Here is a 25,723-nt window from a genome sequence, read left to right as displayed (position 1 = left end):
TGCCGCCGCCGGATTGCGGGAGGTGTCACGGAGACGCCTCGAACGGGGCCGAGAGTTAGAGAGAGCCGATGACGACCGAGGAAACCGAGCTGGTCCGCCCTCCCGGACGCCGGGAACGCAGCAGGCAGCGCATTCACGACCGCCTGTACACCTCCGCCCTGGAACTGTTCGCCGAGCAGGGGTACGAGCGGACCACGATCGACCAGATCACCGAGCGCGCGGACGTGGCGAGGGGCACCTTCTTCAACCACTTCCAGCGCAAGGAGGACCTCGTCACCACCTGGGCCCAGCAGCGTCAGGACAAGCTGCGGACCTACATGGACAAGTCCCTCGCCCACCAGGAGGACGACACCACCGTCCAGTTGGAGCGCTGCATGTCCGCGCTGGCCGACTTCAACGAGGCCGAGCGCAACCTGACCCAGGTCATGCTGGCCGCCTGGGTCAGGTCGGGCCAGCCGCTCCAGGAGGAACCCGAGTACGCCGGGCACGTCTTCGTGCGGGCCATCCTCGCCGGGCAGGCGCGGGGGGAGGTCGCCCCCGACATCGACCCGGTGCTGGCGGGCAACATGCTGCGCGACGCCTACCTGGGGCTGCTCTACCGGTGGAGCCAGAGCACCGACGACAGCATCCCGCTCCACGTCGAACTGCGCGCCCTGCTGCGGATCTCGCTCACCGGCGTTCTCTCCTACCCCCGGCGCGGGGCCGCCCGTCCCACCCCGGCCGAGGCCGCGTCCGTCAACTGACGCCCCTACCCGTCCGGTTCCGTCCCCCGGCGCACCGACGCCCCGTCGTCCGCCGTGCGGGGTGCAGGGATCGCCGGGGACGGCCGGGTGTGGGCGCGGGTCCGGCGGTCGTCGGACCTGGCGCACAACTCCCGTACGGCCGCCGCGAATCGCTCGGGGGAGGGCGGGTCGGCCGGGCCGAGCAGGTGCTCCTTGAGCTTGGCGCGGTCGGCCGCGTGGCCGTCCTGGCGCGGGTCGCGCACCGCGTCCAGCAGGTACCGCACGGCCCTCGCGTCCGGGGTGAGCACGGTGCCGGCCGAGACCGTGGGGAAGGCAGCCTGGAACTCGTCCTCGGTGAGGCCCGAGGTGTTGGCCACGGCGTACGGCTTCTCGCTGCTCAGCCAGTCCGAGACCACGCTGGACACATCACTGATCAGCAGGTCGGCCGCGTTGAAGCAGGCGTAGAGCGCGGGGCGGGGGCCCGACACGATTCGGTGCTCCCACTCGGGGAACGACGCCCAGTACGCCCGCTCCCAGGCGGCAGTGGCCCGCGCGATCCGGGCCTCGCGGTCGCCGTCCGGGGTGCCCTGGAGCATCATCCGCTCCAACTCGTCCGCAGCGCCACGAAAAGCGGTCGAGGTCAGGTGCTCCAACTCGACCGTGCGCCGCAGGAGTTCGACTTGCGCCTCCGGGCCGGGCCGGACACCGGAGCGCTTCGCGTTGGCCTCGTGGATCAGTGCCCGGATGCGCTCGTCGGCCGCACCCGCACGCGGGTCCACGGAGCCGGTCATCGGGTGCGGCTTGTAAAGGACACGCACGCGGGGGTCGTTGAGCAACTGCGCGACGATGTGCTCGCCCGCGAGGACGACCGAGGTGTTGCCCGGATTGCCGTCCCAGCCCTCCCAGGTCGGTGCATACAGCACGGTGGTGTACGCGCCGGCGGGCGGGCCCGAGTACGGGCGGACGGACGCCAGTTGGGGGCGCCCGACCTCCACCACGTCCTTGTCCTCCACGCCGACGTCCGCGAGCGCGTACCGCTCCCGCGCGGCCGGGCCCGCCACCCACACCTCGTCGTACGCCTTGGCGTAGGGGTTGCAGGAGGACAGCTTGTCGCTCTCCCCGTGGTTGACGAACGCGTGCTTGATGGCGGGGATGCGTAACACCTGTGACGTCTTGCCGGAGTTGGCCGGGTGCAGCATCGCCTTCAGCGTCGAGTCCTCCAGCGCGAACAGCGTGCTGACCTTGGGCAGACAGAGCACGGGTACGTCCGTCGCGTCGATCTTCTGCACCATGAACCGCTCGCGGAGCACGATCAGCGGCCGTTCCAGCCCGGCCAGCGTGGAGAGCCACATGTTGGCCTGGTAGGCGGAGGAGGCGCCGCCGGAGAAGTACATCGCCACGGTCGGGCGGTACTCGGCCAGCCAGCCGTCCAGCCACTCCATGACCCGCTCGTCGCTCGCGGCCCGCTTCTCCGGCAGCAGCCAGGTGGCCAGGCGGACGACGCCCATGCCGATCAGGGTGAGCGAGGCGGCGAGGCCGATCGCGCCCCAACGGCCGTGCGCGGTAAGGGCGGTGATCAGCAGGCCCACGGTCGCCGGGACGGAGAACGCGAGCAGGCGGTGACCGGCCCGGCGGGCCAGGATGCGCGGCGGAGCGGCGGTCGGGTTCAGCGCCGAGACGTCGATGTTGCGGGTCACGACCGGCAGGGTCCGGGCGCGGCGGACCAGCAGGGAGACCGCCTGGCAGGCGAAGTGCAGGACGTAGAACGCGCTCAGCGCGCCGAGCAGCGGGGGCATCTCCCGCTCCGGATCGATCCCGTCGATCCGCAGCAGCGCCACCACGATCAGCATGTCCCGGAGCAACTGCCGTACGGTCACGTCCAGTCGGATGCGGCTCAGCGGGGACAGCAGGGCCGGGTGCCGGTGCAGCAGGCAGGCGTCGAGGGCGAGTCCGGCCGCGCCGGAGGCGACGAGCAGCGGGGCGTTCGGCAGCAGCGCGCCGGCCAACTGCGTGGCGAACAGCGTGAACAGCGTGCATATCGCGCACAGCGCGGGTAGTCGGGTCCACATTCTCGGGAGGAGTCCGGCAAGCGGCACGGTGGCAGCTCCTGCTGTTCGCACGACGGGACACGCGGCACCGGAACGACCCCGGCCACCCGCGCCCGCCCCGGCCCCACGAACAGCCAACGACCGGCCCCACCCCCGGTCACGTGCCCCCCGGGCGTTCGAATCCGCCCGGCCGCCCCGAGCCGCGGCACCTGTGATCCGGCCCGCCCAGGCACCATGGCATCATCGGCCGGGGTTCCGGTGGAGAAAGGGTCGCGGAGGGTGATGGAGAGGGTTCTCGGGGTGTCCGGCCGGGGCGGCGCGCTGCTCGACGGTGTCTCCCTGGAGATGACCGGCAAGGACGTGCCCCGGCTGGAGGAGGCACGGGCCTCCATGGACGGCGGGACCCGGATCAACGTCACCTATCTCGCCGGTGAGGACGCCGGTATGCGGCTCGCGGCCGCGCGGGCGGTGCGGGAGCACGGGTTCGTGCCCGTGCCGCACCTGTCGGCCCGGCGGCTGCCCTCCAGCACCGAGCTGGAACGTTTCCTCGCCGGGCTCGCCGAGGCGGGCGCGGTGCAGAACGTGTTCGTGGTCGGCGGCGACCCCGCCCGCCCCGAGGGCCCGTACGAGGACGCGCTCTCCGTGATCCGCAGCGGCCTGCTCCAGCGCTACGGCGTACGGCACGTCGGCATCTGCGGCTACCCCGAGGGGCACCCGGCGATCGGTGACGACGCGCTGTGGTCCGCGCTCACCGGCAAGGCTGCCGCGCTGGAGGCGGCGGGACTCGCGGGCGACGTCATCACCCAGTTCGGCTTCGACGCCGACGCCGTCCTCACCTGGCTGGAGGCCCTGCGCGGGCGCGGGGTGCACCTCCCGGTGCGGGTCGGCGTACCCGGCCCGGCGGGGGTACGGCGGCTGCTGGGGTACGCGACACGGTTCGGCGTCGGCACCGGTGCCTCGGTCGCCCGCAAGTACGGGCTCTCGCTGACCAACCTCATGGGCACGGCAGGCCCCGACCGCTTCCTGGACGACCTGGCCGCCGGCTACGACCCGGCGCGCCACGGCGCCGTCAAGCTGCACTTCTACACCTTCGGCGGGCTCCGGCCGACCGCCGAGTGGATCACCGGGTACCGGAGGGAACGCGGCTAGGAGCCCCTCAGGGCCGGGCCGGAGGCAGAAGGGTCCCCGCATCGCGCCGCCCCCGCCGCCTCGCGGCGATGTCCCGACGGCCGCAGGCTTGGAGGTGAGGGAAGCGGGCCGCCGCCGCGTCACGCCGAGCCCGGCAGTGCCGCTCGTGGGCCCCACTCACCCACCCGTCCGCGACGGCGACGGACGCACCCGGCCCCCGCTCCGCGGGGGAACGGCTTCGGGACGCGAAGTGAGGCGATCGCATGGACCAGGCTCCCGACGTGGCCGTGATAGGAGCCGGCATCGTCGGACTCTCCACCGCCTACGCACTGGCCGAACGCGGAGTGACCGCGCGGGTCTACGAACGCGGCGTTCCGGGCCACGGGCAGTCCAGTGGCCAGTCCCGCATATTCCGCCATGCGCACGACGACCCCCGCATGGTCGAGCTGACCCGCGAGGGCCGCGCCGTCTGGGACGAGTGGTCCGACCGGCTGGGCGCCGAACTGATCTCCGGGGACGGAGTGGTCGCCCTGGGCAGCCCCGTACCGGGAAGGCTGCGCATTCTGCGGGAAGCCGGTGGCATACCGGTCCGGAGTGTGGACAGCGCCGAGCTGCACGCCCGCATGCCGCTGCTCGCCGACTACCACGGCCCCGCCATGCTCGACGAGGGCGGCGGCGCCATCCGGACTCGTCTCGCGGTCGAGAGGCTGGCCGACGCGCTGGGTGACTCCGTGGTCACCGACGAGGTCATCTCGCTCCACCCGACGGACCACGGCACGGTGGAGGTGCTCAGCGCCGCCGGCCGCGAAGAGTACGCGACGGCCGTGGTCTGCGCCGGTCTCGGCACCGCGCGGCTGGCGCGCACCGTCGGGCTTTCGCTCCCCGTACAGCCGGCCGCCCACGTCCGCCTCACCTTCCAGGTCGAAGGAGAGCCCCCGGAGCGGGTCGCCTGCCTGCAGGACAGCAGCGGCGAATTCGGGGAGGTCGGCGTCTACGCGGTCCCCTATCCGGGCAACAGCCGGTACGCGGTGGGCCTCAGCCAGACGGTCGAGGTGCGGGAGGACGGCAGCTTCGCGGACCCCGCGGCACTGGCGGAACTCAGCGACCGCGCCCGCGCGTACGTCACCCGCGCATTGCCCGGCCTCGACCCCGAGCCCGTCGAGCACCTCCACTGCTGGGTGACGAGCCTGCCGTGGAGCGAGGACGGCATGGCGGTCTGGGAAGCCGGAGGGATCTTCTTCGCCGCCGGTCACAACCTGTTCAAGCAGGCGCCACGGCTGGGCCGGGCCCTGGCCGCCGCGGCCACGGGCGAGGAACTCGAGGAGGACCTGCGTCCGGCGGCAGCACTCGGTGAGCCCCGCTGAACACCGCTGGGCGCGGCTGCCCCCTGCCGTGATCCGTACCGACCGCCCGGCCGCCTCAGACGTGCATGTCGGAAACTCGCCAGCCACCGGTGCCGTACTGCCCGATGCTTGAGGCATGCCGAACGCGACCAGAAGCACCGAGGCACCCGCCTTCGACCGGGAGCACTGCGTGCACGCCGTCCAGTCCAAGGACGCCCGGTTCGACGGCTGGTTCTTCACCGCCGTGCTCACCACCCGCATCTACTGCCGCCCGAGCTGCCCGGTGGTGCCGCCCAAGGCCGAGAACATGACCTTCTACCCGAGCGCCGCCGCCTGCCAGCGCGCCGGGTTCCGCGCCTGCAAGCGCTGCCGGCCCGACGCCACCCCCGGCTCGCCGGAGTGGAACCACCGCGCCGACCTGGTCGCCCGCGCCATGCGGCTCATCGCGGACGGGGTCGTGGACCGGGAGGGCGTACCCGGACTCGCCGCCCGGCTCGGCTACTCCGCCCGTCAGATCGAACGGCAGCTTCTCGCCGAGCTGGGCGCCGGGCCCCTCTCCCTGGCCCGTGCCCAGCGCGCCCAGACCGCGCGGCTGCTGATCGAGACCACCGCGCTGCCCATGGCGGAGGTCGCCTTCGCCGCCGGGTTCTCCTCCATCCGCACCTTCAACGACACCGTCCGCGAGGTCTTCGCCCTCGCCCCGACCGACCTGCGCGCCCGCGCACCCCGCGCCCGAGCGGCCGGAACCCCGGGCACCCTCACGCTCCGGCTGCCGTTCCGCGCCCCGCTGAACCCGAGCAACCTCTTCGGCCACCTCGCCGCCACCGCCGTACCCGGCGTGGAGGAGTGGCGGGACGGCGCCTACCGGCGCACGCTGCGGCTGCCGTACGGGCACGGCATCGTCGCCCTCACGCCCGAGGACACCCACATCGGCTGCCGGATCGCGCTCAGCGACCTGCGCGACCTCACCGTGGCCATCAGCCGGTGCCGCAGACTGCTCGACCTCGACGCGGACCCGGTCGCCGTGGACGAGCGGCTGCGCGCCGACCCGGTGCTCGCCCCGCTGGTGGACGCCGGGCCGGGGCGCCGGGTGCCGCGCACGGTCGACGAGGCGGAGTTCGCCGTACGCGCGGTGCTCGGACAGCAGGTGTCCACGGCCGCCGCCCGTACGCACGCCGCCCGGCTGGTCACCGCGCACGGCAAGCCGCTGGACGATCCCGAGGGCGGCCTCACGCATCTCTTCCCCGACCCCGACGCACTGGCCGCCGTGGACCCCGAGACGCTCGCCATGCCGCGCAGCCGCCGCGCCACGCTCACCACGCTGGTCGGCGCGCTCGCGGACGGCACCCTGAACCTGGGCGTGGAGGCCGACCGGGCCGAGACCCGCCTCCGGCTGCTGGAGCTGCCCGGCTTCGGGCCCTGGACCGCCGACGTCATCGCCATGCGCGCCCTGGGCGATCCCGACGCCTTCCTCCCGACCGACCTCGGCGTCCGGCGCGCCGCCGAGACCCTGGGACTGCCCGCCACCCCGGCCGCGCTCACCGCCCGCGCGGAGGCATGGCGGCCCTGGCGGGCCTACGCCGTGCAGTACCTGTGGGCGACCGACAGCCACCCGATCAACTTCCTCCCGGCCTGAAGGACTTCCCGTGCGACACCACACCGTGACCGACAGCCCCTACGGGCCGCTGACCCTCGTCGCGGACGCCGACGGCGCCCTGTGCGGCCTGTACATGACCGACCAGCGGCACCGCCCGGCCGACGACACCTTCGGCCCGCGCGACGACAGCCTGCGTGTCTTCGGTGAGACCAAGGAGCAGTTGACGGCCTACTTCGCCGGGGAGATCAGGCGGTTCACCCTCCCGCTCGGCCTGCACGGCACGCCGTTCCAGCGCCGGGTCTGGGAACAGCTCACCGAGATCCCCTACGGGGAGACCCGGAGCTACGGCCAACTCGCCCTCGCCCTGGGCACCCCCGGCGCCTCCCGCGCGGTCGGCCTTGCCAACGGCCGCAATCCGGTCGGCATCATCGTCCCCTGCCACCGCGTGGTCGGCTCCGACGGCAGCCTCACCGGTTACGGCGGCGGCCTGGACCGCAAGCGGCGGCTGCTGGCCTTCGAACGCGGCTCGGAGCGGGCCGAGGAGGGGGTGCTGTTCTAGCCCGCGTCCGTTGGTACGAGGCTCCGCAGCAGCTTGGGCAGCGCCGTGCCGATCGGCTCGCGCACCACCTCGTCCGCGAGGTCGTCGTACGGGGTCGGCTCGGCGTTGACGATGATCAGCCGGGCGCCGTGGTCGGCCGCGACCCCGGCCAGCCCGGCGGCGGGCTGCACCTGGAGGCTGCTGCCCACGGCGACGAACACCGAGCACGCCTTGCTGATCGCCAGGGCCTCACCGAGGACCACCGGGTCGAGGTTCTCACCGAACATCACCGTCGCCGACTTCAGGATGCCGCCGCACACCAGGCACGGCGGGTCGTCCTCGCCGGCCTCCACCCGCGCGAGCGCGTCCGCCATCGGACCGCGTGCGTGGCACCTCGTGCACACCACGCCGTGCACGCTGCCGTGCAGCTCCAGCACCTTGCGCTCGGACAGCCCGGCCCGCTGGTGCAGCCCGTCCACGTTCTGGGTGAGGACCCGCACGGGAACCCCCGAGCGCTCCAGCTCGGCCACCGCCGTATGCGCCGCGTTCGGCTCGGCGCGCAGAGCCTGCTGGGAGCGCCGCATCTGCCAGGACCGCCGGCGGATCTCGGGGTCGCCCATGTAGTACCCGTAGGTGACGAGCTTCTCCGCCTCGGGGTCCCGGCGCCACAGCCCGTCGGGCCCGCGGTAGTCGGGGATGCCGGAGTCGGTGGAGATACCCGCGCCGCTGAGCACGGCGACCAGAGGCTTGCTCATGCCCCCGAGGCTAGGCGGGTGCCACCCCACCGGACCAGCGAAATTCCCTCACCCTCCTGTCGCCCACCGCACCCCCGCGACCACCCCCAGCACCACCGCCGGCACCACCCACCCCCACCCCGGCCTTGGTACTGGTGGACTCGCGTAATCAACTGTCGCCGGTTCCCCGAGGAGTCCAGCCCGCTGGTGACCTTCCGTGATCTCCTGGGGCGTATCGGCTCCATGTGCCGCCAGTCTCGTTGCGGAGCCGGGTGGTGGTCTTGTGGTGGTAGCCGAGCGCGTCCGCGACCACGGGGGCGGGCATGTCGAGGAGCTGCTGGCGGATGGCGGCGCCGCGGGCAGCTGCGGCCGGGATCCCGATCTCGTTCAGCAGAGCGGACAGGTGATCGGGGCGGAACGGCTGGCCGGCCCTGCGGCCAGGGAAGAGCCAGCGGGACGCGGGGTTGGTGGCGGTGTTCATGTTGTCGCGGTGTGCGATGTGTTCCAGCAGCAGGTCGGCGACCGGCTCTGGGACCGGTGAGGGTGACTCCCCGAGCCGTAGCAGCACGGTGTCGCCGTCGCGGATGACGTCGTCGAGGGTGAGCCGGACGATGCGGCTCACGGGCTGCGCGTAGAGGAGCACGATGACTCCGGCGACTCGGAGTCTCATCGGTGTCTCCGTGTCGGTCAGCAGCCGGCCGACGGCGTCGAGGCGCTCGTCGTCGCTCATTGCGGCCCGCCGGGAGACCTGCATGGCCGGAATGGAGAGGAAGCCTGGGCAGCGGCGGGTCTGCATGGCCCAGTTGAGGAAGGCTCGCAAGCAGGTGCGACCGTGTTCGGTGTTCTCGGCCCACCACGCGTCGATGTCGAGCTGGCCGCAGGACGCGAGGTTGGTGTGCCGCTTGCCGAGCCAGTGGAGGAAGGCGGTCGCGTACTTGATCTGCTCGGCGGCGAACCGGCGGATGCTCGGTGTGATGTGGCTCCGCTCAGCGCGGGCCCGCAGCCGGGGGAGAACGCGCCAGGTCGCGTAGAGCTTGATCATCTTGGCGTGCTCGGGGTCGGCGATGCCGGCCAGATGCCCGGGAAGCCAGCGCTGGAAGGAACAGAGGTACTTGTCGGCCGCAGGAAGGACTCCGCACGTCATCAAGAGTTCTTCCAGGTGAGCGGCGGCCCGCCAGGGCTGGAGCTCATGGAAGGCATCGTGGGTCAGTGGGATCTCGCCGAGGCCGAGCCGACGCAGCAGCTGTGAGGCATTCCCCGGCTGGCCGCGGCGCATCTCCAGCCAAGCCAGCCCGCTCCTGGGCTTGTCCATCGCCACCAGCAGGTCGAACAGCGGGACCAGCGCGCGACGGATGCGGCCGGTGCCGTCGTCCAGGAGCGCGGTGAGGCGGTCCGTGAGCGTGCAACGTTCGCAGAGCCGCCCGTGCAGGAGCTTGCCCTCGAAGCCGCAGCGTGAGCAGTCGAAGGTCTGGGAGAAGCCAGCGCAGGTGGTACAGATCGCTGCCCCATCACCGGGGCGGAGCCCTGGAAGGGCCCGGTCCTGGCCGCATCCCGGGCAGGTGCCGCGTGTCCGGACGGCGTGGTCCGAGCAGGTCCGGCAGACGTATCCGTCCGGCCAGGTGCCGGCCTTGTGCCTGCGGCGGCCGCAGCGGCAGCACTCGGCCATGTACCAGCGCTCGTACTGTTCGTCGGTGGCGTAGGGGCGGGTCATGCGTCGGGCAGGATGCGGGCGGCGCGGGGGCGGAGCTTCGCGACGTTCGCGGGCGGCGCGGGCAGGTCGCCGGTGGCAGTCTTGCGGACGCCGGCGTTCTCGGCGGTGGTGGCCACCAGGGCAGCCGGGGTGCAGGAGAGGATGTCGCAGAGCGCAGCCATGACCTGCAACGACAGGCGTTCCGGGGTGCCGGACACCAGGCGGTGGACCTGGGAGGCGGACAGGTCGATGCCGCGCTCGCGCAGCAGTGGCACCAGCTCGGTCGCGGTGAAGATCTGGTGCTGGGCCATGACTTCGCGCAGCCGCCAGATGTAGCCGACCTTGCGTTTCATGCGTGCCTCCCGGCCTGGGTTTCAAGGGCCGCGGCGATGGTGGAGTCCAGGTGCCGCCGCAGGGTGCGGGTGCGGAAGTCCGAGGACACGCAGGTGTAGAGCGAGGTGGTGCTGGCGTGCTCGTGACCGACCTGCTCCTGGACGAAGCGCGGGTCCCAGCCGTCCTCGATCAGGTGCGTGACGTAGGACCTGCGAAGGGAGTGGAAGTCGAGTCCGCCGTCCAGGCCGAGGGCCTTGCGGTAGGCGATGAAACGGGAGTTGAGCCGCTGGCATCCGATCCGCAGGCCCCGTTCGGAAGGCCAGGCCGCCGGGTTGTTGTCAGTGCCGAACAGCGGGCGGACCTCGGTGAACCACTCGTCCAGGACGTCCGGAGTCCAGTCGAACACGGTCAGCACCCCGCGGCGTTTGGGCGGCGAGCCCTTCTTGGCCTTGCCGAAGCGGACCTGGCAGCGGCCGTACTGGCCGAACTCCCCACCGTGCGGGTTGCGGCCGAAGTCAGCGGCGTCGAGCATGCGCGTCTCGTTGCGTCGCGTCCCATAGGCGTAGGCGGTCTTGAACAGGGTCGCGTCGCGGAAGGCGGGCAGCCAGCCCTTGCGGCCGAAGGCCCGGATCCGGGCAACCTCGTCGTCGCAGTGCGCGAAGAAGGCGTGCAGCTCAGCCTTGGTGAACGCTCGCTTCTTCGCGTCCGCCTCGTTGTCCTGGACGTGCACCGCGGTGTTCCACTCGTGTACCACCTGCACCGGATGAGTGCCGAACCGCTCCTCGCAGGTCGCCGTCCACTCGTAGAGCGGATCGGTAATGAAGTGGCAGAAAGCCCGCACGGCCTCGGAGTACGAGCGGATCGTCGAGCGCTTCAAATCCCGCAGGGAGCGCAGGTCACCGAGCCACTCGTCGACCATCGCCGGCGTCCACAGCCACGGGTAGGCGTTCACGTAGGCCGCGAATGCCTTCACCGTGTTCTCCCGGCCCTCCACGGTTGTCCGGGCCAGATTTCGGGCGAGCTGCTGGTTGGCGAAGCCGGTCAGCATCGCCGCGAAGACCTGTTCCTCCGGCCGCAGCAGAGGCACTCCGTCGACCAGATGCAGCCCCGCCGCCCCCGGCACCGGCCCGCTGAACCCCACCATTCCGCCACCCTCCGTCACTCGCATCAGGTGCGAGAAAACCGCATCCGATGCGAGAGGGCAGCAAATCCGCAGGCCAGCCATCCATACGAGTGACGCAGCTGGCAACCACGAGCTGAGCCCCAGTAGCGTCAGGTGCTGCTTCAGGACCACAATCACCCTGGTCACGGCGATGAATCCGGCATCCTGCTAGGTCGAATCACAGACCATCGCGAGTTCGCATCCGATGCAATTGGCGGCACTCGGAACATCGGTACAGCCGTTGGCGCTGAGAACGATCATGGTCGGCTAGCACAGCGATCATCTACAGAACTGGGGTTCGCCGAAAGATCGTCGATCACGGGTGGGGCCTGGCTACGGTCCGCGTCATGCCGGTGGAGTTCTTAACTGATGATCAGGCTGAGGCGTACGGGAAGTTCGCCGAGGAGCCGACGAGACCCGAGTTGGAGCGGTTCTTCTTCCTGGACGATGTCGACCGGGATCTGATCGCGCTGCGGCGTACGAAGCATCATCAGCTGGGCTTCGCCCTCCAGATGTGCACGGTCCGCTACGTGGGGCTGTTTCTGGAGGACCCTCTCGTGGTGCCGTGGCCGGTGGTCGAGCACTTGGCCGTACAGCTCGGGATTCAGGACCCGTCGTGCGTGAAGCGGTACACCGAGCGGCTGAAGACGGCGTACGAGCACGCGTGGGAGATCCGGGACGCCTACGGCTACCACCCATACGAAGATGCGGAGTGGGGGCGGAAGTTCCGGACGTTCCTGCACGGCCGGGCGTGGACCCATGCGGAGGGGCCGGTCGCGCTGTTCAACCAGGCGGTGGGCTGGCTGCGGCGGAACCGGGTGCTGCTGCCGGGTGTCTCGGTGCTGGCCCGGCAGGTGTCGGAGGTTCGCACGATCGCGGAGAAGCGGCTGCACGCCACCGTGGCCAGGGCGGCTCACCGCGCGGACCCTGCGCTGCCGGCGGACCTGGTGGCCACGCTGGTGACGCCGGAGGGCGGCCGGTACTCGGAGTTGAAGCGGCTGCGCCGGCCGCCGACGCGTACGACGGGCACGGCGTTCGCGCGGTCGCTGGAGCGGGTCGACGAGATCGGTGCGTTCCAGCTGGGGCGGTTGAAGCTGTCGCAGATCCCGCCGAACCGGCTCGCGGCGCTGGCCCGTTACGGGCTGGGGTCCAAGGCTGCGAGCCTGGAGCGGGCCGCGGAGCCCAAGCGCACGGCGATGCTCACCGCGGTGATGCGCCACCTTGAGGCCAAAGCGATCGATGAGGCCCTGGACCTGTTCTCGGTGCTGATGGCGACGAGGCTGATCAGCACGGCGAAGCGGGCGACGGACAAGGACCGGCTCTCGACGCTGCCGCAGCTGGAGAAGGCGTCGCGGACCCTGGCGCGGGCGGCGAAGGTGCTGTTCGAGGAGCTGGAGCTGGTCGAGGCACACGGCACGGATCTGGACGCGGCGGCACTGTGGCGGGCGGTGGAGGAGGTGGCGCCCCGGGCCGCGGTGATGAGTGAGGCCGTGCTGGTGGTCTCGCTGGTGCCGGAGGACGAGGACTCGGCGGCCGTCGCGATGCGGGCGGCGCTGGCCACCCGGTACAACACGGTGCGGCCGTTCCCGTCGCTGCTGGGCGAGTCGAAGGCGCTGGACGCGGCGACCGGCGGGAAGCGGGTGCTGGCCGGGGTGAAGCGACTGCCCGCTCTGGCGCGGCGGCGGGTGAAGGACAAGCCGCTGCTGCCGCGCGAGGTCGATGACAAGCTGGTGCCGGCCGCGTGGCGCAAGGCGGTGTATGCCAACGCCGAGCTGCCCCCGGGGGCTGTGGACCGGGACGCATACGTGGTGTGCGTGCTGGAGCAGCTGCACCGCGCGCTTCAGCGCCGGGACGTGTTCGCCTCTCCCTCGCACCGCTGGTCCGACCCGCGCGCCCGGCTGCTGGACGGCACGGAGTGGGAGGCCGTGCGGGAGGACGTTCTGGCGGGTCTGAGCCTGGATATGCCGGTCGAGGAGCACTTGGCCGCGCTGGTGACGGCGCTGGATGCGGCGTGGAAGCAGATGGCGGAGCGGCTGGAGACGGCTGGGCAGGACACGAAGGTCACCATCGAGGTCCCGCCGGGCGGCCGGGCGAAGCTGAATGTGTCGAAGCTCGGCGCGCTGGGCGAGCCGAAGTCCCTGACGTGGCTGCGGGGGCGGGTGGAGAAGATGCTCCCGAAGATCGACCTGCCGGAGCTGTTGTTCGAGGTGCACGGCTGGACCGGGTTCCTGGACGCGTTCGTGCACCTGGGCGACGGCACGACCCGCATGAAGGACCTGACCACCTCACTGGTGGCCCTCCTGGTCTCGGAGGCGTGCGACATCGGTATGACCCCGGTCATCAACCCCGCGCATGAGGCGCTTCACCGTTCCCGGCTGGTGCACGTCGATCAGTTCTACCTGCGGGCCGACACCATCGCCGCGGCGAACGCCGCACTGATCGAGGCGCAGGGCCAGGTGCCGATCGTGCGGTACTGGGGAGACGGGCTGCTGGCCTCGGTCGACGGATTGAGGTTCGTCGTTCCCGTCCGCACCGTCAACGCTGCCCCGTCGCCGAAGTACTTCGGGTTCAAGCGCGGCATCACCTGGCTCAACGCCGTCAACGACCAGGTCGCGGGCATCGGCCAGATGGTGGTGCCGGGCACGCCGCGCGACTCCCTGCACATCCTGGATGCCCTGCTGAACCTCGACGGTGGGGTGAAGCCGGAGATGGTCGCCACCGACAACGCCTCGTACAGCGACATCGTGTTCGGCATCTTCCGCATCCTGGGCTACAACTTCAGCCCCCGGTTCAAGGACCTGGACGACCAACGGTTCTGGCGCGCGTCCCTTCCCGGCATAGAGACCGGCACGTACGGGCCGCTGGAGCCGCTGGCCCGCAACCGGGTCAACCTGAACAAGGTGATCACTCACTGGCCGGACATGCTCCGGGTCGCCGGTTCCCTGGTCACCAACCAGGTTCGCGCCTACGACCTGCTGCGGATGTTCGGACGCGAAGGCCACCCGACCCCGCTGGGGCAGGCATTCGCCGAGTACGGCCGGATCGCCAAGACCGAGCACCTGCTCCGCGTCGTCGACCCGGTCGACGACACCTACCGCCGCCAGATGAACCGCCAGCTCACCGTGCAGGAGTCCCGGCACAAGCTGGCCCGCGACGTGTGCCACGGCAAGCGTGGCACCATCCACCAGGCGTACCGGGACGGGATGGAGGACCAGCTCGGCTCACTGGGCCTGGTCCTCAACGCCGTGGTGCTCTGGACCACCCGGTACATCGACGCCGCCGTCGCCCGGCTCCGTGCCGAGGGCCACGAGATCCGGGACGAGGACATCGCCCGCCTGTCCCCACTCAAGCACCGCAACCTCAACGTCCTGGGCCGTTACAGCTTCACCGCCTCCACCCCGGCTGGCGGCGCCCTACGCCCGCTTCGTGACCCCGACACAGTGGAACTCGACGAGGACGACGAAGGGTAGCGGGAGCGGACTCTGGCCTACGTGCGCTGGCGAGGCCGTACCACGCCGGTGTGTAGACGCGCTTGACCCGCTTTGCGCCCGACGATGCTTTCGCCCCTTGACCTTGACGCAACGGCAGGGTTTCTACTGGCAGCATGCGAATCGGAGAGATCGCCGCGCTCGTGGGGCTCACCACCCGGGCGATCCGGCACTACCACCACGTCGGGCTGCTTCCGGAACCGGAGCGGCGCCCCAACGGCTACCGGGTCTACAGCGTCCGCGACGCCGTCCTGCTCGCCCGGGTGCGCCGGCTCACCGAACTCGGCCTCAGCCTCGATGAAGTGCGCGACGCCCTCGCCGACGATGCCGGGCGCGAACTGACCGAGATATTGGAAGAACTCGACGCCGACCTGGCCCGCCAGGAAGCCGACATCAGGGAGCGCCGCTGCCGGCTCGGCGCCCTGCTCACGGAGCCGCCCGGCGCGACCGGGCCCGTCTCACCCGCCCTCGCCGCACTGCTGGCACAGGCCCCCCGAACAGACTCGCCGAGCGCGGCCAAGGACCGCGAGTACCTCACGCTGCTGGACGCCACCAGCACCGGTAACCAAGAGATTTTCGCGCTGCTCGGAACACTGGTCGCCGATCCCGCGGTCGTCGAACTGTATGAGCGCCTTGACGCGCTCGCCGATGCCCCCACCGACGATCCGCGGATCGCGCCCCTGGCAGCTGACCTGATGGCAGCCGTCCCCAAGGAGCTGTTCGCCGCAATCCCCGAGGACGGGGCGGTCGTGACCGGGTTCAAGGAGGCGCTGCTCGCCGAGTACACCCCCGCGCAAGCGGAAGTCGTGGGCCGACTTATGGACGCGTTCATGGAGAGGGGTCGGGGATGAGCGGCCGGGCAAGGGGCGTACGGGCGGCGCGGATCGCGGTAGCCGCCGTACTGCCGGGGGAACTGGCACTGGCGGCCTGCCTGGTGGCGGGGGTCCGGCCGCCCGGGTGGGCGCTGGCGGGCGCCGAGGCGCTGGTGCTCGCAGTGCTGCTGCTGGAAGCCTGGGTGCTGCGCTCTCTGTACGTCGCCGCGCGCGCCCGCGGCGCGGACCGGCGGGCGGCGCGGCGAGCCGCCGTACGGGAGGCGGTGCCGGTGACGGTCCGCCGCCTGGTCCTCCACGAACTGCGCGCCCTCGCCTCCCTGGGGCGGTGGATCCGGCGCGGCACGCACGGGGTGCGCCCCGGGGACCTCGCTGCCGCGTACACCGGGCCCCAGACCGCGATGATGTACGGGCTGCTCTTCGTGATGGTGATCGAGACGGTGGGCCTGGCCTTCCTCATCCCTTGGCCGGCAGTCCACCGGGTGGTCCTGGTAATCGACCTGTACGGCGTCGTCCTTGTGCTGGCACTGCACGCCGCCTGCGTTACCCGGCCGCACGTTGTGCGCCCCGACGGTTCTCTGCGGATCCGCTACGGAGCCCTGTTCGACCTCGCCGTACCGCCGGACGCGGTCGCTTCGGTCCGGGTCGACCGGCGCTATCCCGAGGGCGGTCTGATCACCCTCTCCGAGGACGGGGTCCTCGACCTGATCGTTGGCAGCCAGACCTCGGTGACCCTGGAGCTGAACCGGCCGCTCCCCTTCACCCGCCCGCTCGGCGCAACGGAAGAGGCCCACACCATCCGCTTCCATGCCGACGACCCGCGCGCGCTGGTCAGCGCGCTCCGTCAGCCCGCCTGAGCACACAGTTCGGTCTTCGCCGCGACGTGGCGCCGGGCAAGGTGCGCCGATCGGTTGCACGTTCGACTTCTCGGCATTCTCACAAATGAACATCTGTGAGAGATCTGCGAGAGGCCCGGAAGTGATCACGTCTCCGCAGGTCACCGTTCGCAAAAGTCCTCTCGAAACCAGCGTGTTGTGCGAGGCACTTCTGAGAGGCTGCCGCTATGGATCTCACGCCCGATCAGGCAGCATTGGCGGTAGAGCGTCACGACTGCCCGAACTGTGACGCGCCCGCTGGAAGCGCCTGCCGCACCCGGGGCGGGAAGACTGCCGCGAAGTACCACACCCCGCGCTTCGTCCTCGTTCCCGCGCTCCGTGAGGAACTGGAGATCCCCGTCCCCGCCGACCGCCTCCCCGGCCGCGTGTGGAAGCAGGGCCCCGCGCTCGCCGTCGTGCCCGCGCCCCGCACCGAGCGGCCCGTGAGGATCGGGTACGCCCGTACCTCGACTGCCCGCCAGGAGTTGGCGAGCCAGCTCGAAGCCCTCCACCGCGCAGAGTGCCACAAGGTGTTCCAGGAGCAGATCAGCACCCGCGTCAAGGTGCGGCCCGAGCTGGAGAAGGCGCTTGCGCTGGCCCGCCAGTTCAAGGAAGCCGCACCCGAGACGCCGGTCATCTTCACCGTCCACGAGCTCAAGCGGCTCGCGCGCAACGCCGCCGAGCTGATGACGCTGTCCGCCGAACTCCAAGCCGGCGGCATCCAGCTCGAACTCCTCACCGGCCCACTCACCGGCATCTACGACCCCAACGGCATGGGCGCCATGTTCTTCGCCGTGCTCGCCGTCGCCAGGCAGATCGAACGCAACTACATCCGGGAGAAGACCCTCGAAGGTCAGGTCACCGCAGCGGCCAAGGGCAATCACGGCGGACGGCCGAAGGTCATTGACGACGACATGCTCACCTTCGCCGTCGCGCTCAAGGACAAGGGCGTCCCCGTCCCCGAGATCGCGAAGAAGCTGGTCATCAAGACCGGGAAGAACGCAGGCAAGAACCCCTCGGTCGCCTCGCTCTACCGGGCGCTGGCCGAAGCCGAAGATGCCGCGGCGGACGACGGCCCACCACTGCGGCCCAAGCCCGTCCGCATCCGCCGGCCAGAAGACCCGCTCACCCCCGAGGAGATCGACCTCCGCGACCGACTCCAGGCCCAGCCCCACCCGAACGCGGAGATCCGCAGCTAGACCTCATGATCAATCTCAGCGCCAACGGCTGTACCGATGTTCCCCAAGGCCGGGGAGCTCCGTGGGTTCAGGCAAACCGAAGCTTATTCAGCGGGAACTCGCGGGTCGGTCCGTGTGTATCAACTGGGTGGAGTCGTGGGTTCGGCGGGAACTGTGGGGTGGGCCGCGAGGCGGCGGGCTTCCGCCGTGACCTCGGCATCGACCTGAGCTATTGCTTCGTCGCCGTCTTCGAGCATGCCGTACTCGTCATCGAGCTCGGCGAGCCGCTCAGCCAGGGGCAGCTCGTGCCCGTAGCGCCGGTGAATCCGGAAAGTGAGCTCCCAAGGTTTCAACTCGCCGGCGAGCATGCGCCGTGCGAGCGCTCGCACGGCAGCTTCTTGGCCAGCCTCACTGCCAACCGGATGGAGGGTGAGGCCGAGTTCGGCGAGTGCCGGGGGGAGCAGGTCGTGGACGTCGTAGTCCGCCTCGGCGCGCGTGCAGGCGGCGAGGATCCGAAGGTTGGGGGTGTCGAGTCCGGCGACGAGCGCGGCGCAGGCGGAATCGACCACCTCGCTCGCACTGGTCTCCCCCACACTCCAGAGGGCGGCATGGTCCTGTAGAGCGATTGCTACTGCTTCGGTCGACGTCACACGCACATGATTCCCTTCACGGTGCGTCCCGGTCGAGCACATTTCAGCGAAGGTGCTGTTCAGCGGCCTGTTCCAGCAGGGCTCGTGCGGAGTCCGCGTAGCGCATGGCGGTCTTCTCGTCGAGCCCGAAGACCTCCGCGAGATGGAGTGGGTCAGGCCCGTGGGTCAGGGCCTCTTCGAGCTACCAGTCAACGCGGAGCCGTTCCAGGGTGGCGTCCTGTCCTCGCAGCGGAGCACTGATCCAGTGGTTGCTGGCCCGGCCGGTCGTGTTGGCGGTCTGGTTGTTGATCAGCAGGTGGAGGTTCGCGGTGCTCGGCCACCGGCGGCACCGGTGGCCGAGCCAGTCCGTCAGGAGCTTCAGGGTGAGGTCGTCGAGGGGCCGGGCGCGTCCGGCGATGGTCAGCCGGCGGTTGCCGAGATCGACGTCGTCGAGCATGAGGGCGGCGATCTGGCCGACCCGGGCGGCGTGGACGGCCGCGAGGGCGAGGACGAGCCGCGCCGCTGGCGTCATCGCAGCCGCGACGGAGCGCTCGACCTGATCGGGGAGGAGCGGTTGCAACACGGCGTATTCGTTCTGCCCGACCTTGATCCGGCTGGCGGGGTTCCGGAAGATCAGCCCCTGCCGTTTGGCCCAGGTGAACAGGGACCGCAGGGCGACGAGCTGGTCACGCCGCTGGTGACCGTGCAGCGTCTTGACGTGGGCGAGGACGTCGTCGCGGGTCACCTCCCGTAGGTGGTCGTAGCGGTTCGACCACTCCAGCAGGGCCGGACGGACCTGGTTGAGGGAGAGCCAGACCGTGCCCTCCTTGCGCGGGAGGCTGCGAGGGCCGCCGTCGTGCAGGGCTCGGGTCCAGCGCTCGGCTTCCGAACCGATGCCGGGTGCGAGCCCTTCCAGGCGTCCGACGAGCCAGCGCTCGAAGGACGGCTCGCTGTCGTCCTCGAAGATCCCCATCTCCTCCAGGACTGTGACGATGTGGCCGACGGGCAGGTCCGGGGTCCGCAGCGGGGAGAAGATCTCCGTGTGCCGGATGACGTCGCCCTCGACGTGACCGGTGAGGACGACGGCCAGACCGCGGTTGACCGCGAAGCGGATGTTGCGTCCCCAGCCGCGTGCCTCGGCGAACCGGTGGGCGGGGTACTTCGCCCAGGCAAGCCACGGGCTGGCCAGGTCGGCGTCGGCCGGGTCGAGCCGATCGAAGCGCCGGGGGATCTGCTCGAACAGCGGCGGCTGCCGCCAGCCGGGGTCGGGAGGCCAGGTCGGCGCGGGAGGCGGTTTGCGCGGGGGGCCACGCCGTCCTCCCTTCCGCCGGGCTGGAGGCGTTGGCCTTCTGCGGTAGTGCATCCCCACGAAGAACAGCTGCTGGTGCCGGACGGCGGCAAGCCGCTCCCGCACGTCTTGCCCTTCTGCCGCCTGGCCGTCGGCTGTCTTCGCACCAAGGCGGGCCTGGCACCAGCACAGGCGGCAGTAGTCCCACTTCAGCGGCTGGACGCGACGGCAGCCGGCGCATTCCGCCGCGTCGTGCCCGCAGCCGAACATGTAGCAGGTGTGGCAGAGCCGTCCGCGGAAGTCGCCCCAGGCCAGGCAACCAGGGCAGGAGCTGGTGGGCTTGACGTAGTCCTTCGGGAAGCGTGCCACCGGCTCACTCCGGGGGCAGCGACCGGCCGTCCCGGCGCTTGGGGATCACCTTCGGCGCAGCGGTCCCCAAGCCGACAGCGACCCGGACCGTCTCCTCCTGGCCGGGGCGGTGTACCTTCTCCGGCTCGGGGATCAGGAGGTCGCCAATCTCGCAGCCGAGGACGACGCAGATGACGTCCAGGTCCTCCATCTTGAGAGAGACCGGCTGGCCGGACCACAGCCCGGACATCTTCCCGGCCGAGATGACTAGGCCGTGCTCGGCCAGGCTCCGCTGGAGATCGGAGGCTTTCCAGATCCCCTTATTCGCGGCGGTCAGCCGCAGGTTCCACTTCATCGCAGAAGCCCTTCCAGCCGCTTCGCGGCCCGCTGCTGCCCGGCCACCCAGGCGTCCTCGACCCGGGTCTGCTGGACATGGACATATCGCATGGTCGTAGCGATCCAGGAATGTCCGAGGACTTCCTGGATCGCGATCAGGTCGAGTCCGCCGAGGTAGAGCTCGGACGCACAGAAATGCCCCAGGACGTGCGGGGTGAGCTTGTCGCCCCAGCCAGGCAGATGTGCTGTGGCCGCGGCCCTTGAGACCGCCGCGCAGGGCATCGTCGCCGACCCGGCCGGAGGAACCGTCGGCGCATCTGCGCTCGGAGGGGAACAGCGGGGCACCGGGGCGGGTGTGGTCGTCATCGAACTGTCCCCAGACGTCCTCGATGAACCATCGCAACGTGCGGTCGGCGCCGTTGATCAAGGGGACCATCCGCTCACGCGGACCCGAGCCCCGGGCGCCCTTGCCGTGGCGGACGTGGAGCTTGCCGAAGCGGCCCAGATCCCACTTGATGTCCGCCAGATCGAGCTTGCACGCCTCGCTGACCCGCAGCCCGACCTGGGACATCAGCTTGGAAGCGGTGTAGTTTCGGGCAGTCGGGGCGAACTTCCGGCAGGTCGCCAGCTCGCCACCCCACCCGGCGAACAGCGTCTTGACCTCCGGCCCGGACGGCGGAATCCGCAGTACCGCATCCTTCGATCCGCGCGGCCGGTTCATCTCGTCAATCGGGCACTCGATCACCCGACCGGTCATCCGGTGGATCTCGACCTTGTGCCGCAACTCCAGGAACAGGAAGTACGTGGTCAGCGCCTGCGAGCGCCCCAGCCGGGTGCCGCTCGGTGAGGCCCGCAGCACCTTCCCGAAGTACGCGTCGGCGTCGGGCGGCTCCATCTCCCACAGCGGCCGACCGAACCAGGACCGCATCTGCTCCAGGTGCCCGACGTCTCCGCGGATCGTGCCGTCCGCCAGCCCCGCCGAGGCCCGCGCCAGCACGAACCCCGCCAGCACGTCGGTCTCGAACTGCTCCAGTTCCTCCGCCGTGGCCGGCGGCCGGACATCGCGCAGGTCCCGTACGGCAGCCAGCGTCAACCCGAGCCTCCTCACCTTCAGCCAGATCGTGAACCGATCGGACACGGTGAGAACGCTTCAGGAATCCCGAAGTTACGTCAGCCCGCGAACTGCTGCGGGAAAGAGGACGAACCGCCTGGCCACGCAGTTGAGGACTCGTGACGGCTCAGAGCAACCCACGGGATGTCGCACACCCCAGCACCCGCCGCACCGACGGCAGCACCCACACCGCCGCTGCCACCCCGGCCGCCCCGACACTCATCACACACGCCGGCACGATCCCCGCGTACGCGTCGTCGTCCGCGGGGGAGGAACCCGTCATCGTCAGACCGCCCGGTGGCCGTTCTCCAGTTCCGCCGGGCCGTTGCCGTCCTCCAGGGCGTCCAGGGCGGCGAGGACCCGGCGGCCGAGGGGCGGGGGGAGGTAGTCGGGGAGGTCGGTACGGGGGACCAGGCGCCAGGAGAGGAGTTCCTCCTCCTGGAGGCGGATCGCCTTGAGGTCGGCGTCGGTGAGGACGCCGCCGTCGTAGAGGTAGGCGACCAGCGGCATGTGGCCGGGGACCGGGACCCAGTCCACGGCCAGCAGGCGGCCCGGCGCGCGGTCCAGGCCGATCTCCTCCAGCGTCTCGCGGCGCGCGCCCAGCCGGGGCGTCTCGCCGTCGTCGGACTCGATCGTGCCGCCCGGCAGGCCCCACCCCGGCCGGTAGTTCGGCTCGACCAGCAGGACCCGGCCCTCCGCGTCCCGGAACAGGGTGGCGGCGGCGGACAGGACGCGCGGCAGACCCGCGATGTACGTGGCGAACTCGTCAGAGGCGGTCATCCAGGCAGGGTAACCAGGGAGCGTGGATCACAACCCCTAGGGTGGACGCCGCGCCGACCCGTGAGGGCGGTGGAGCGAGCGGTGAGGGGACACGGAGTGAGGGACGGTGTGGGTCGCGGGGTGCTGGTCGCCCCGGACAAGTTCAAGGGGTCGCTGACGGCGGCGGAGGTGGCCGCGCATGTGGCGGCCGGGCTGCGGAGGGCCGTACCCGGCGTCCAGGTCGAGACGCTGCCGGTGGCCGACGGCGGGGACGGGACCGTGGACGCGGCCGTCGCGGCCGGGTTCGAGCGCCGGGAGGTGAAGGTCGCCGGTCCCCTCGGGCACCCGGTGACCGCCGCCTACGCGATACGCGCGGACACGGCGGTCGTGGAGATGGCCGAGGCGAGCGGACTCCGCCGCCTGCCCGCCGGGACCCTCGCCCCGCTCACCGCCTCCACCCATGGCTCCGGCGAGCTGCTGCGGGCCGCGCTGGACTCGGGCGCCCGCACCGTCGTCCTCGGCGTCGGCGGCAGCGCCACGACCGACGGCGGAGCCGGGATGCTCACGGCGCTCGGGGCGCGGTTCCTGGACGAGCGGGGGGAGCCGGTCGGGCCGGGCGGCGGCGGCCTCGCCGACCTCGCCGAGGCCGACCTGACCGGTCTCGACCCCCGCCTCGCCTCCGTCGAGCTGGTCCTGGCGAGCGATGTGGACAACCCCCTCACCGGCCCGCACGGCGCCGCCGCCGTCTACGGCCCGCAGAAGGGCGCCTCCCCGGCCGACGTGACCCTCCTCGACGATGCCCTCACCCGCTTCGCGGCCGCCCTGGCCCCCGACCTCGCGGACCGGCCCGGCGCGGGCGCGGCCGGCGGGGTCGGTTACGCGGCCCTCCTGCTCGGCGCCCGCTTCCGCGCCGGGATCGAGGTCATGCTCGACGTCCTGGGCTTCGCCGAGGCCCTGGCCCGCGCCGACCTCGTCATCACGGGCGAGGGCGCCCTGGACGAGCAGACCCTCCGCGGCAAGGCCCCGGCCGGAGTGGCCGCGGCGGCCCGCGCGGCGGGCAAGGAGGTCGTCGCGGTGTGCGGCCGCCTCACCCTGCCCCCCGAGACCCTCCACCGGGCCGGCATCACAGCGGCCTACCCGCTGACCGCCCTGAACCCCGACCCCGCCACCTGCATCACCCAGGCGGCCCCCCTGCTGGAAACCCTGGCGGCCGACATCGCGGAGCGGCATCTGCGGCGGGGCTGATGTCGGCTGGGGGCCGGGGGACCGGGCGGCGGGGAAGCGGTGGCGGGGATCGCTGGGCGGCACCTGCGCCGAGGCTGACGCCGACCGGGGGCCGGGAGACGGGGCGGCGGGGTAGCGGCGGCGGGCGTTGCCGAGCGGTGCCTGCAGCGGGCTGATGCTGGCTGGGGGCCGGGCAGCCAGGTAGCGGTGGGGGGGATTGCTGAGCGGCACCTGTGCCGAGGCTGACGCCGACTGGGTGCCGGAGACCGGGCGGCGGAAGCGGTCGTGGGCATTGCCGAGCGGTGCCGCAGCATCGCCGAACCCCATCCCACCGACGCCCCGGAGTGCAGGAGCGCCCCGATGCCCGCTGAGCCGCCCCGCTCGGCCCGACCCGCGCCGCCCGGCCCCGCGCCGAGCCGCCCTGCCCGCGCCGAGCCGCCCTGCCCGCGCCGAGCCGCCCTGCCCGCGCCGAGCCGCCCTGCCCGCGCCGAGCCGCCCTGCCCGCGTCGTGCCGCCCCGGCCCTGCCCGCGTCGTGCCGCCCCGCTCCGCCCGCGTCGTGCCGCCCCGCTCCGTGCCGCCCCGCGCGGACGCCCGACCGCAGGCAAGACCCGGCCCTGCCGCCCCGAGGCCGCCCGGCCCGAAGCCCTCACCGAGCGGTCCCCGTCCTGACCGCCGACGGCAAAGCAAAGGGGCCCCGGACCATGAAAGTCCGGGGCCCCAAAGCCAAGCACTCGCGCGTTACGGCAACTGCGCCGCTCGCGCCTCCCGGCGGTTGTCGCGGAAGTTGTTCACCCGGCGGGCCGTGGCGAACAGCGGGATCACCGCGCCCATGACGAGCTGGAGCGCGCACCCCGCCTGGAGCAGGAGCTGCCCGCCCGGCGCGTCGAAGGCCCAGGCGGCCAGCAGCCCCATGGACAGGACGATCCAGCCCAGCACCGCGCCGGCGAGACGGCCGCGCGGCTTGGGGTACTCGACCCGGCTCACCATCAGCCAGGCGATGCCCACGATGGCCAGCAGAGTCGCCGGGAACGGCAGCTCCAGCAGCACGATGGAGACGACCGTCAGCGCGCCGAACGGCGACGGCATGCCCTGGAACATGCCGTCCTTCAGCGTCACGCACGAGAACCGCGCGAGCCGCAGTACGACGGCGAGCAGCACCACGATCGCCCCGAGCGCCGCCACCCGCTGGTGCGCGTCGTCCGCGACCATGCCGTAGACCAGGACGAAGTACGCCGGGGCCAGGCCGAAGCTGATCAGGTCGGAGAGGTTGTCCAGCTCCGCACCCATCGGGGAGGAGCGCAGCTTGCGCGCCACCAGCCCGTCGAAGAGGTCGAAGACCGCCGCGCAGAGCATGAGGATGACCGCCGTGGCCGCGCTGTGGCGGGCCATGCCGGATTCCTGGCTGCCGGTGAGGTGCGGGATCAGGATGCCGGTGGTGGTGAAGTACACCGCCATGAAGCCGCAGGTCGCGTTGCCGAGCGTGAGGGTGTCCGCTATCGACAGGCGCATAGAGAGGGGCATCTCCTCCTCGTCGCCCGCCTCGTCGGCCTCGGGCACCCAGCCCGCCTGTGTCTCTGGATCAATCACGGTCAATGCGAGTCACCCCAGCCACGGTCTTCTGACCGACCTCGACGTCGACCTCCACGCCCGCGGGCAGGTAGAGGTCGACACGCGAGCCGAAGCGGATCAGACCGATGCGGTCACCCTGCTCGACCTTCGTGCCCTCAGGGATGTACGGCACGATGCGGCGGGCCACAGCGCCCGCGATCTGGATCATCTCGATGTCGCCGAGTTCGGTGTCGAAATGCCAGACTACGCGCTCGTTGTTCTCGCTCTCCTTGTTGAAAGCCGGAACAAAGCCGCCGGGGATGTGCTCGACCGACGTCACGGTGCCCGCCAGCGGCGCGCGGTTGACGTGGACGTTGAGCGGGCTCATGAAGATGGCTACGCGGGTGCGGCCGTCCTTCCAGGGCATGATGCTCTGCACCACACCGTCGGCGGGCGAGATGACGCGGCCCGCGGTGATCTCGCGCTCCGGGTCGCGGAAGAACCACAGCATGCCCGCCGCGAGAGCGGTGGCGGGCACGGCGACGGCCTTGGCGACGCCCGAGCGGCGGGCCCGTGCCAGGCTGAGGGCCGCGGTGGCGACGGTCGGGAGGAGCCACGGCGATGCTCCGCGCGCGAGGCGTACGCCGCCGGCTCGGCTGTCGCTGGGTGCAGAGGTTTGGCTGTGGGGCATGGATGACCTTCGTAGCGGATGATGCCGCGCAATGACGGGGGACGGCGGCTTTCCGGGGATCGTACCGGGCGCGGGGCGCAACTGGGCAAGCCAGGAAGCCGAGTCGGCGGCCGAAGAGCGTC

Annotated in this window: 21 protein-coding genes; 10 read left to right on the top strand and 11 right to left on the bottom strand. The window is 71.4% G+C overall.

Annotation, left to right across the window (positions count from 1 at the left end):
* The first annotated feature begins 68 nt into the window (after positions 1-68).
* On the top strand, positions 69-743 hold the full coding sequence (locus ACZ3HQ_RS13360; RefSeq protein WP_467510342.1) for a TetR/AcrR family transcriptional regulator: 675 nt from the start codon (positions 69-71) through the stop codon (positions 741-743).
* Between the two features lie 5 nt (positions 744-748).
* Here the strand turns inward: ACZ3HQ_RS13360 and ACZ3HQ_RS13355 are convergent, their stop codons facing one another.
* Positions 749-2,818 carry a hypothetical protein gene (locus tag ACZ3HQ_RS13355; RefSeq protein ID WP_467510340.1) on the bottom strand — a complete coding sequence of 690 codons (2,070 nt, stop codon included), beginning with the start codon at positions 2,816-2,818 and terminating at the stop codon, positions 749-751.
* Between the two features lie 234 nt (positions 2,819-3,052).
* Between ACZ3HQ_RS13355 and ACZ3HQ_RS13350 the strand changes: the two genes are divergently transcribed.
* From ACZ3HQ_RS13350 to ACZ3HQ_RS13335, 4 genes are all read left to right on the top strand, one after another.
* Positions 3,053-3,919, top strand: coding sequence for a methylenetetrahydrofolate reductase (locus ACZ3HQ_RS13350; RefSeq protein WP_467510338.1), 867 nt, complete (start codon positions 3,053-3,055; stop codon positions 3,917-3,919).
* A gap of 242 nt (positions 3,920-4,161) precedes the next feature.
* Positions 4,162-5,262 carry an NAD(P)/FAD-dependent oxidoreductase gene (locus tag ACZ3HQ_RS13345; protein ID WP_467510336.1) on the top strand — a complete coding sequence of 367 codons (1,101 nt, stop codon included), beginning with the start codon at positions 4,162-4,164 and terminating at the stop codon, positions 5,260-5,262.
* Positions 5,263-5,377: 115 nt separating this feature from the next.
* A complete protein-coding gene (locus tag ACZ3HQ_RS13340) occupies positions 5,378-6,877 on the top strand; it encodes a DNA-3-methyladenine glycosylase 2 family protein (protein WP_467510334.1) in 1,500 nt (499 codons plus the stop codon).
* Between the two features lie 10 nt (positions 6,878-6,887).
* Positions 6,888-7,397 (top strand): methylated-DNA--[protein]-cysteine S-methyltransferase, encoded by a 510-nt coding sequence (locus ACZ3HQ_RS13335; protein WP_467510332.1) that lies wholly within the window; start codon positions 6,888-6,890, stop codon positions 7,395-7,397.
* Here ACZ3HQ_RS13335 and ACZ3HQ_RS13330 read toward each other — a convergent pair.
* The 4 genes from ACZ3HQ_RS13330 to ACZ3HQ_RS13315 all read right to left on the bottom strand — a co-directional run bounded on the left by ACZ3HQ_RS13330 (position 7,394) and on the right by ACZ3HQ_RS13315 (position 11,277).
* Complete coding sequence (locus ACZ3HQ_RS13330) at positions 7,394-8,131, bottom strand: SIR2 family NAD-dependent protein deacylase (protein ID WP_467510330.1); 738 nt, start codon at positions 8,129-8,131, stop codon at positions 7,394-7,396. The two genes, ACZ3HQ_RS13335 and ACZ3HQ_RS13330, sit on opposite strands and share 4 nt — an antisense overlap.
* Positions 8,132-8,279: 148 nt before the next feature.
* Positions 8,280-9,821 (bottom strand): hypothetical protein, encoded by a 1,542-nt coding sequence (locus ACZ3HQ_RS13325; RefSeq protein ID WP_467510328.1) that lies wholly within the window; start codon positions 9,819-9,821, stop codon positions 8,280-8,282.
* Complete coding sequence (locus ACZ3HQ_RS13320) at positions 9,818-10,153, bottom strand: helix-turn-helix domain-containing protein (RefSeq protein WP_467510326.1); 336 nt, start codon at positions 10,151-10,153, stop codon at positions 9,818-9,820. The genes ACZ3HQ_RS13325 and ACZ3HQ_RS13320 overlap by 4 nt, the downstream gene beginning before the upstream one ends.
* The gene (locus ACZ3HQ_RS13315; RefSeq protein WP_467510324.1) at positions 10,150-11,277 is read right to left on the bottom strand and encodes a tyrosine-type recombinase/integrase; all 1,128 of its coding nucleotides are present in this window, start codon (positions 11,275-11,277) and stop codon (positions 10,150-10,152) included. The genes ACZ3HQ_RS13320 and ACZ3HQ_RS13315 overlap by 4 nt, the downstream gene beginning before the upstream one ends.
* A gap of 365 nt (positions 11,278-11,642) precedes the next feature.
* Here ACZ3HQ_RS13315 and ACZ3HQ_RS13310 point away from each other — a divergent pair, with 365 nt between their 5' ends.
* The 4 genes from ACZ3HQ_RS13310 (at position 11,643) to ACZ3HQ_RS13295 (ending at position 17,687) form a co-directional block, all read left to right on the top strand.
* A complete protein-coding gene (locus tag ACZ3HQ_RS13310) occupies positions 11,643-14,765 on the top strand; it encodes a Tn3 family transposase (RefSeq protein ID WP_467510322.1) in 3,123 nt (1,040 codons plus the stop codon).
* A 134-nt stretch (positions 14,766-14,899) separates the two neighbouring features.
* Positions 14,900-15,634: a MerR family transcriptional regulator gene (locus ACZ3HQ_RS13305; protein WP_467510320.1), complete on the top strand. Its 735-nt coding sequence runs from the start codon at positions 14,900-14,902 to the stop codon at positions 15,632-15,634.
* Positions 15,631-16,470: a hypothetical protein gene (locus tag ACZ3HQ_RS13300; protein WP_467510318.1), complete on the top strand. Its 840-nt coding sequence runs from the start codon at positions 15,631-15,633 to the stop codon at positions 16,468-16,470. The genes ACZ3HQ_RS13305 and ACZ3HQ_RS13300 overlap by 4 nt, the downstream gene beginning before the upstream one ends.
* Positions 16,471-16,676: 206 nt before the next feature.
* A complete protein-coding gene (locus tag ACZ3HQ_RS13295; protein ID WP_467510316.1) occupies positions 16,677-17,687 on the top strand; it encodes a recombinase family protein in 1,011 nt (336 codons plus the stop codon).
* A 119-nt stretch (positions 17,688-17,806) separates the two neighbouring features.
* Here ACZ3HQ_RS13295 and ACZ3HQ_RS13290 read toward each other — a convergent pair whose 3' ends face one another.
* The 4 genes from ACZ3HQ_RS13290 to ACZ3HQ_RS13275 all read right to left on the bottom strand — a co-directional run bounded on the left by ACZ3HQ_RS13290 (position 17,807) and on the right by ACZ3HQ_RS13275 (position 22,158).
* Positions 17,807-18,316 carry a hypothetical protein gene (locus ACZ3HQ_RS13290; protein ID WP_467510314.1) on the bottom strand — a complete coding sequence of 170 codons (510 nt, stop codon included), beginning with the start codon at positions 18,314-18,316 and terminating at the stop codon, positions 17,807-17,809.
* 181 nt (positions 18,317-18,497) lie between these two features.
* A complete protein-coding gene (locus ACZ3HQ_RS13285) occupies positions 18,498-19,952 on the bottom strand; it encodes a hypothetical protein (RefSeq protein WP_467510312.1) in 1,455 nt (484 codons plus the stop codon).
* A 4-nt stretch (positions 19,953-19,956) separates the two neighbouring features.
* Positions 19,957-20,286, bottom strand: coding sequence for a helix-turn-helix domain-containing protein (locus tag ACZ3HQ_RS13280; protein WP_467511055.1), 330 nt, complete (start codon positions 20,284-20,286; stop codon positions 19,957-19,959).
* Between the two features lie 1,377 nt (positions 20,287-21,663).
* A complete protein-coding gene (locus tag ACZ3HQ_RS13275) occupies positions 21,664-22,158 on the bottom strand; it encodes an NUDIX domain-containing protein (RefSeq protein WP_467510310.1) in 495 nt (164 codons plus the stop codon).
* A 120-nt stretch (positions 22,159-22,278) separates the two neighbouring features.
* Here ACZ3HQ_RS13275 and ACZ3HQ_RS13270 point away from each other — a divergent pair, with 120 nt between their 5' ends.
* Positions 22,279-23,382 (top strand): glycerate kinase, encoded by a 1,104-nt coding sequence (locus ACZ3HQ_RS13270; RefSeq protein WP_467511053.1) that lies wholly within the window; start codon positions 22,279-22,281, stop codon positions 23,380-23,382.
* A 718-nt stretch (positions 23,383-24,100) separates the two neighbouring features.
* Here the strand turns inward: ACZ3HQ_RS13270 and pssA are convergent.
* Entirely contained in the window at positions 24,101-24,955 is an 855-nt protein-coding gene (pssA, locus tag ACZ3HQ_RS13265) for a CDP-diacylglycerol--serine O-phosphatidyltransferase (RefSeq protein WP_161187438.1), read from the bottom strand.
* Entirely contained in the window at positions 24,942-25,601 is a 660-nt protein-coding gene (locus tag ACZ3HQ_RS13260; protein WP_467510308.1) for a phosphatidylserine decarboxylase, read from the bottom strand. Before ACZ3HQ_RS13260 ends, pssA begins: the two co-directional genes overlap by 14 nt.
* Between the last annotated feature and the right edge of the window lie 122 nt (positions 25,602-25,723).

This window comes from Streptomyces sp. NPDC018263 (assembly GCF_055562575.1).
The sequence above is the reverse complement of the archived record's forward strand: the minus strand, read 5'-3'. Positions and strand labels throughout refer to the sequence as shown.

What these genes read in the sequence shown, in the direction of transcription:
- ACZ3HQ_RS13315 (WP_467510324.1), bottom strand. Translation starts at nt 11,277, where the DNA reads ATGGTGGGGTTCAGCGGGCCGGTGCCGGGGGCGGCGGGGCTGCATCTG.
- ACZ3HQ_RS13325 (WP_467510328.1), bottom strand. Translation starts at nt 9,821, where the DNA reads ATGACCCGCCCCTACGCCACCGACGAACAGTACGAGCGCTGGTACATG.
- ACZ3HQ_RS13275 (WP_467510310.1), bottom strand. Translation starts at nt 22,158, where the DNA reads ATGACCGCCTCTGACGAGTTCGCCACGTACATCGCGGGTCTGCCGCGC.
- ACZ3HQ_RS13280 (WP_467511055.1), bottom strand. Translation starts at nt 20,286, where the DNA reads ATGAAGTGGAACCTGCGGCTGACCGCCGCGAATAAGGGGATCTGGAAA.
- ACZ3HQ_RS13330 (WP_467510330.1), bottom strand. Translation starts at nt 8,131, where the DNA reads ATGAGCAAGCCTCTGGTCGCCGTGCTCAGCGGCGCGGGTATCTCCACC.
- ACZ3HQ_RS13345 (WP_467510336.1), top strand. Translation starts at nt 4,162, where the DNA reads ATGGACCAGGCTCCCGACGTGGCCGTGATAGGAGCCGGCATCGTCGGA.
- ACZ3HQ_RS13310 (WP_467510322.1), top strand. Translation starts at nt 11,643, where the DNA reads ATGCCGGTGGAGTTCTTAACTGATGATCAGGCTGAGGCGTACGGGAAG.
- ACZ3HQ_RS13305 (WP_467510320.1), top strand. Translation starts at nt 14,900, where the DNA reads ATGCGAATCGGAGAGATCGCCGCGCTCGTGGGGCTCACCACCCGGGCG.
- ACZ3HQ_RS13360 (WP_467510342.1), top strand. Translation starts at nt 69, where the DNA reads ATGACGACCGAGGAAACCGAGCTGGTCCGCCCTCCCGGACGCCGGGAA.
- ACZ3HQ_RS13295 (WP_467510316.1), top strand. Translation starts at nt 16,677, where the DNA reads ATGGATCTCACGCCCGATCAGGCAGCATTGGCGGTAGAGCGTCACGAC.
- ACZ3HQ_RS13350 (WP_467510338.1), top strand. Translation starts at nt 3,053, where the DNA reads ATGGAGAGGGTTCTCGGGGTGTCCGGCCGGGGCGGCGCGCTGCTCGAC.
- ACZ3HQ_RS13340 (WP_467510334.1), top strand. Translation starts at nt 5,378, where the DNA reads ATGCCGAACGCGACCAGAAGCACCGAGGCACCCGCCTTCGACCGGGAG.
- ACZ3HQ_RS13300 (WP_467510318.1), top strand. Translation starts at nt 15,631, where the DNA reads ATGAGCGGCCGGGCAAGGGGCGTACGGGCGGCGCGGATCGCGGTAGCC.
- ACZ3HQ_RS13260 (WP_467510308.1), bottom strand. Translation starts at nt 25,601, where the DNA reads ATGCCCCACAGCCAAACCTCTGCACCCAGCGACAGCCGAGCCGGCGGC.
- ACZ3HQ_RS13320 (WP_467510326.1), bottom strand. Translation starts at nt 10,153, where the DNA reads ATGAAACGCAAGGTCGGCTACATCTGGCGGCTGCGCGAAGTCATGGCC.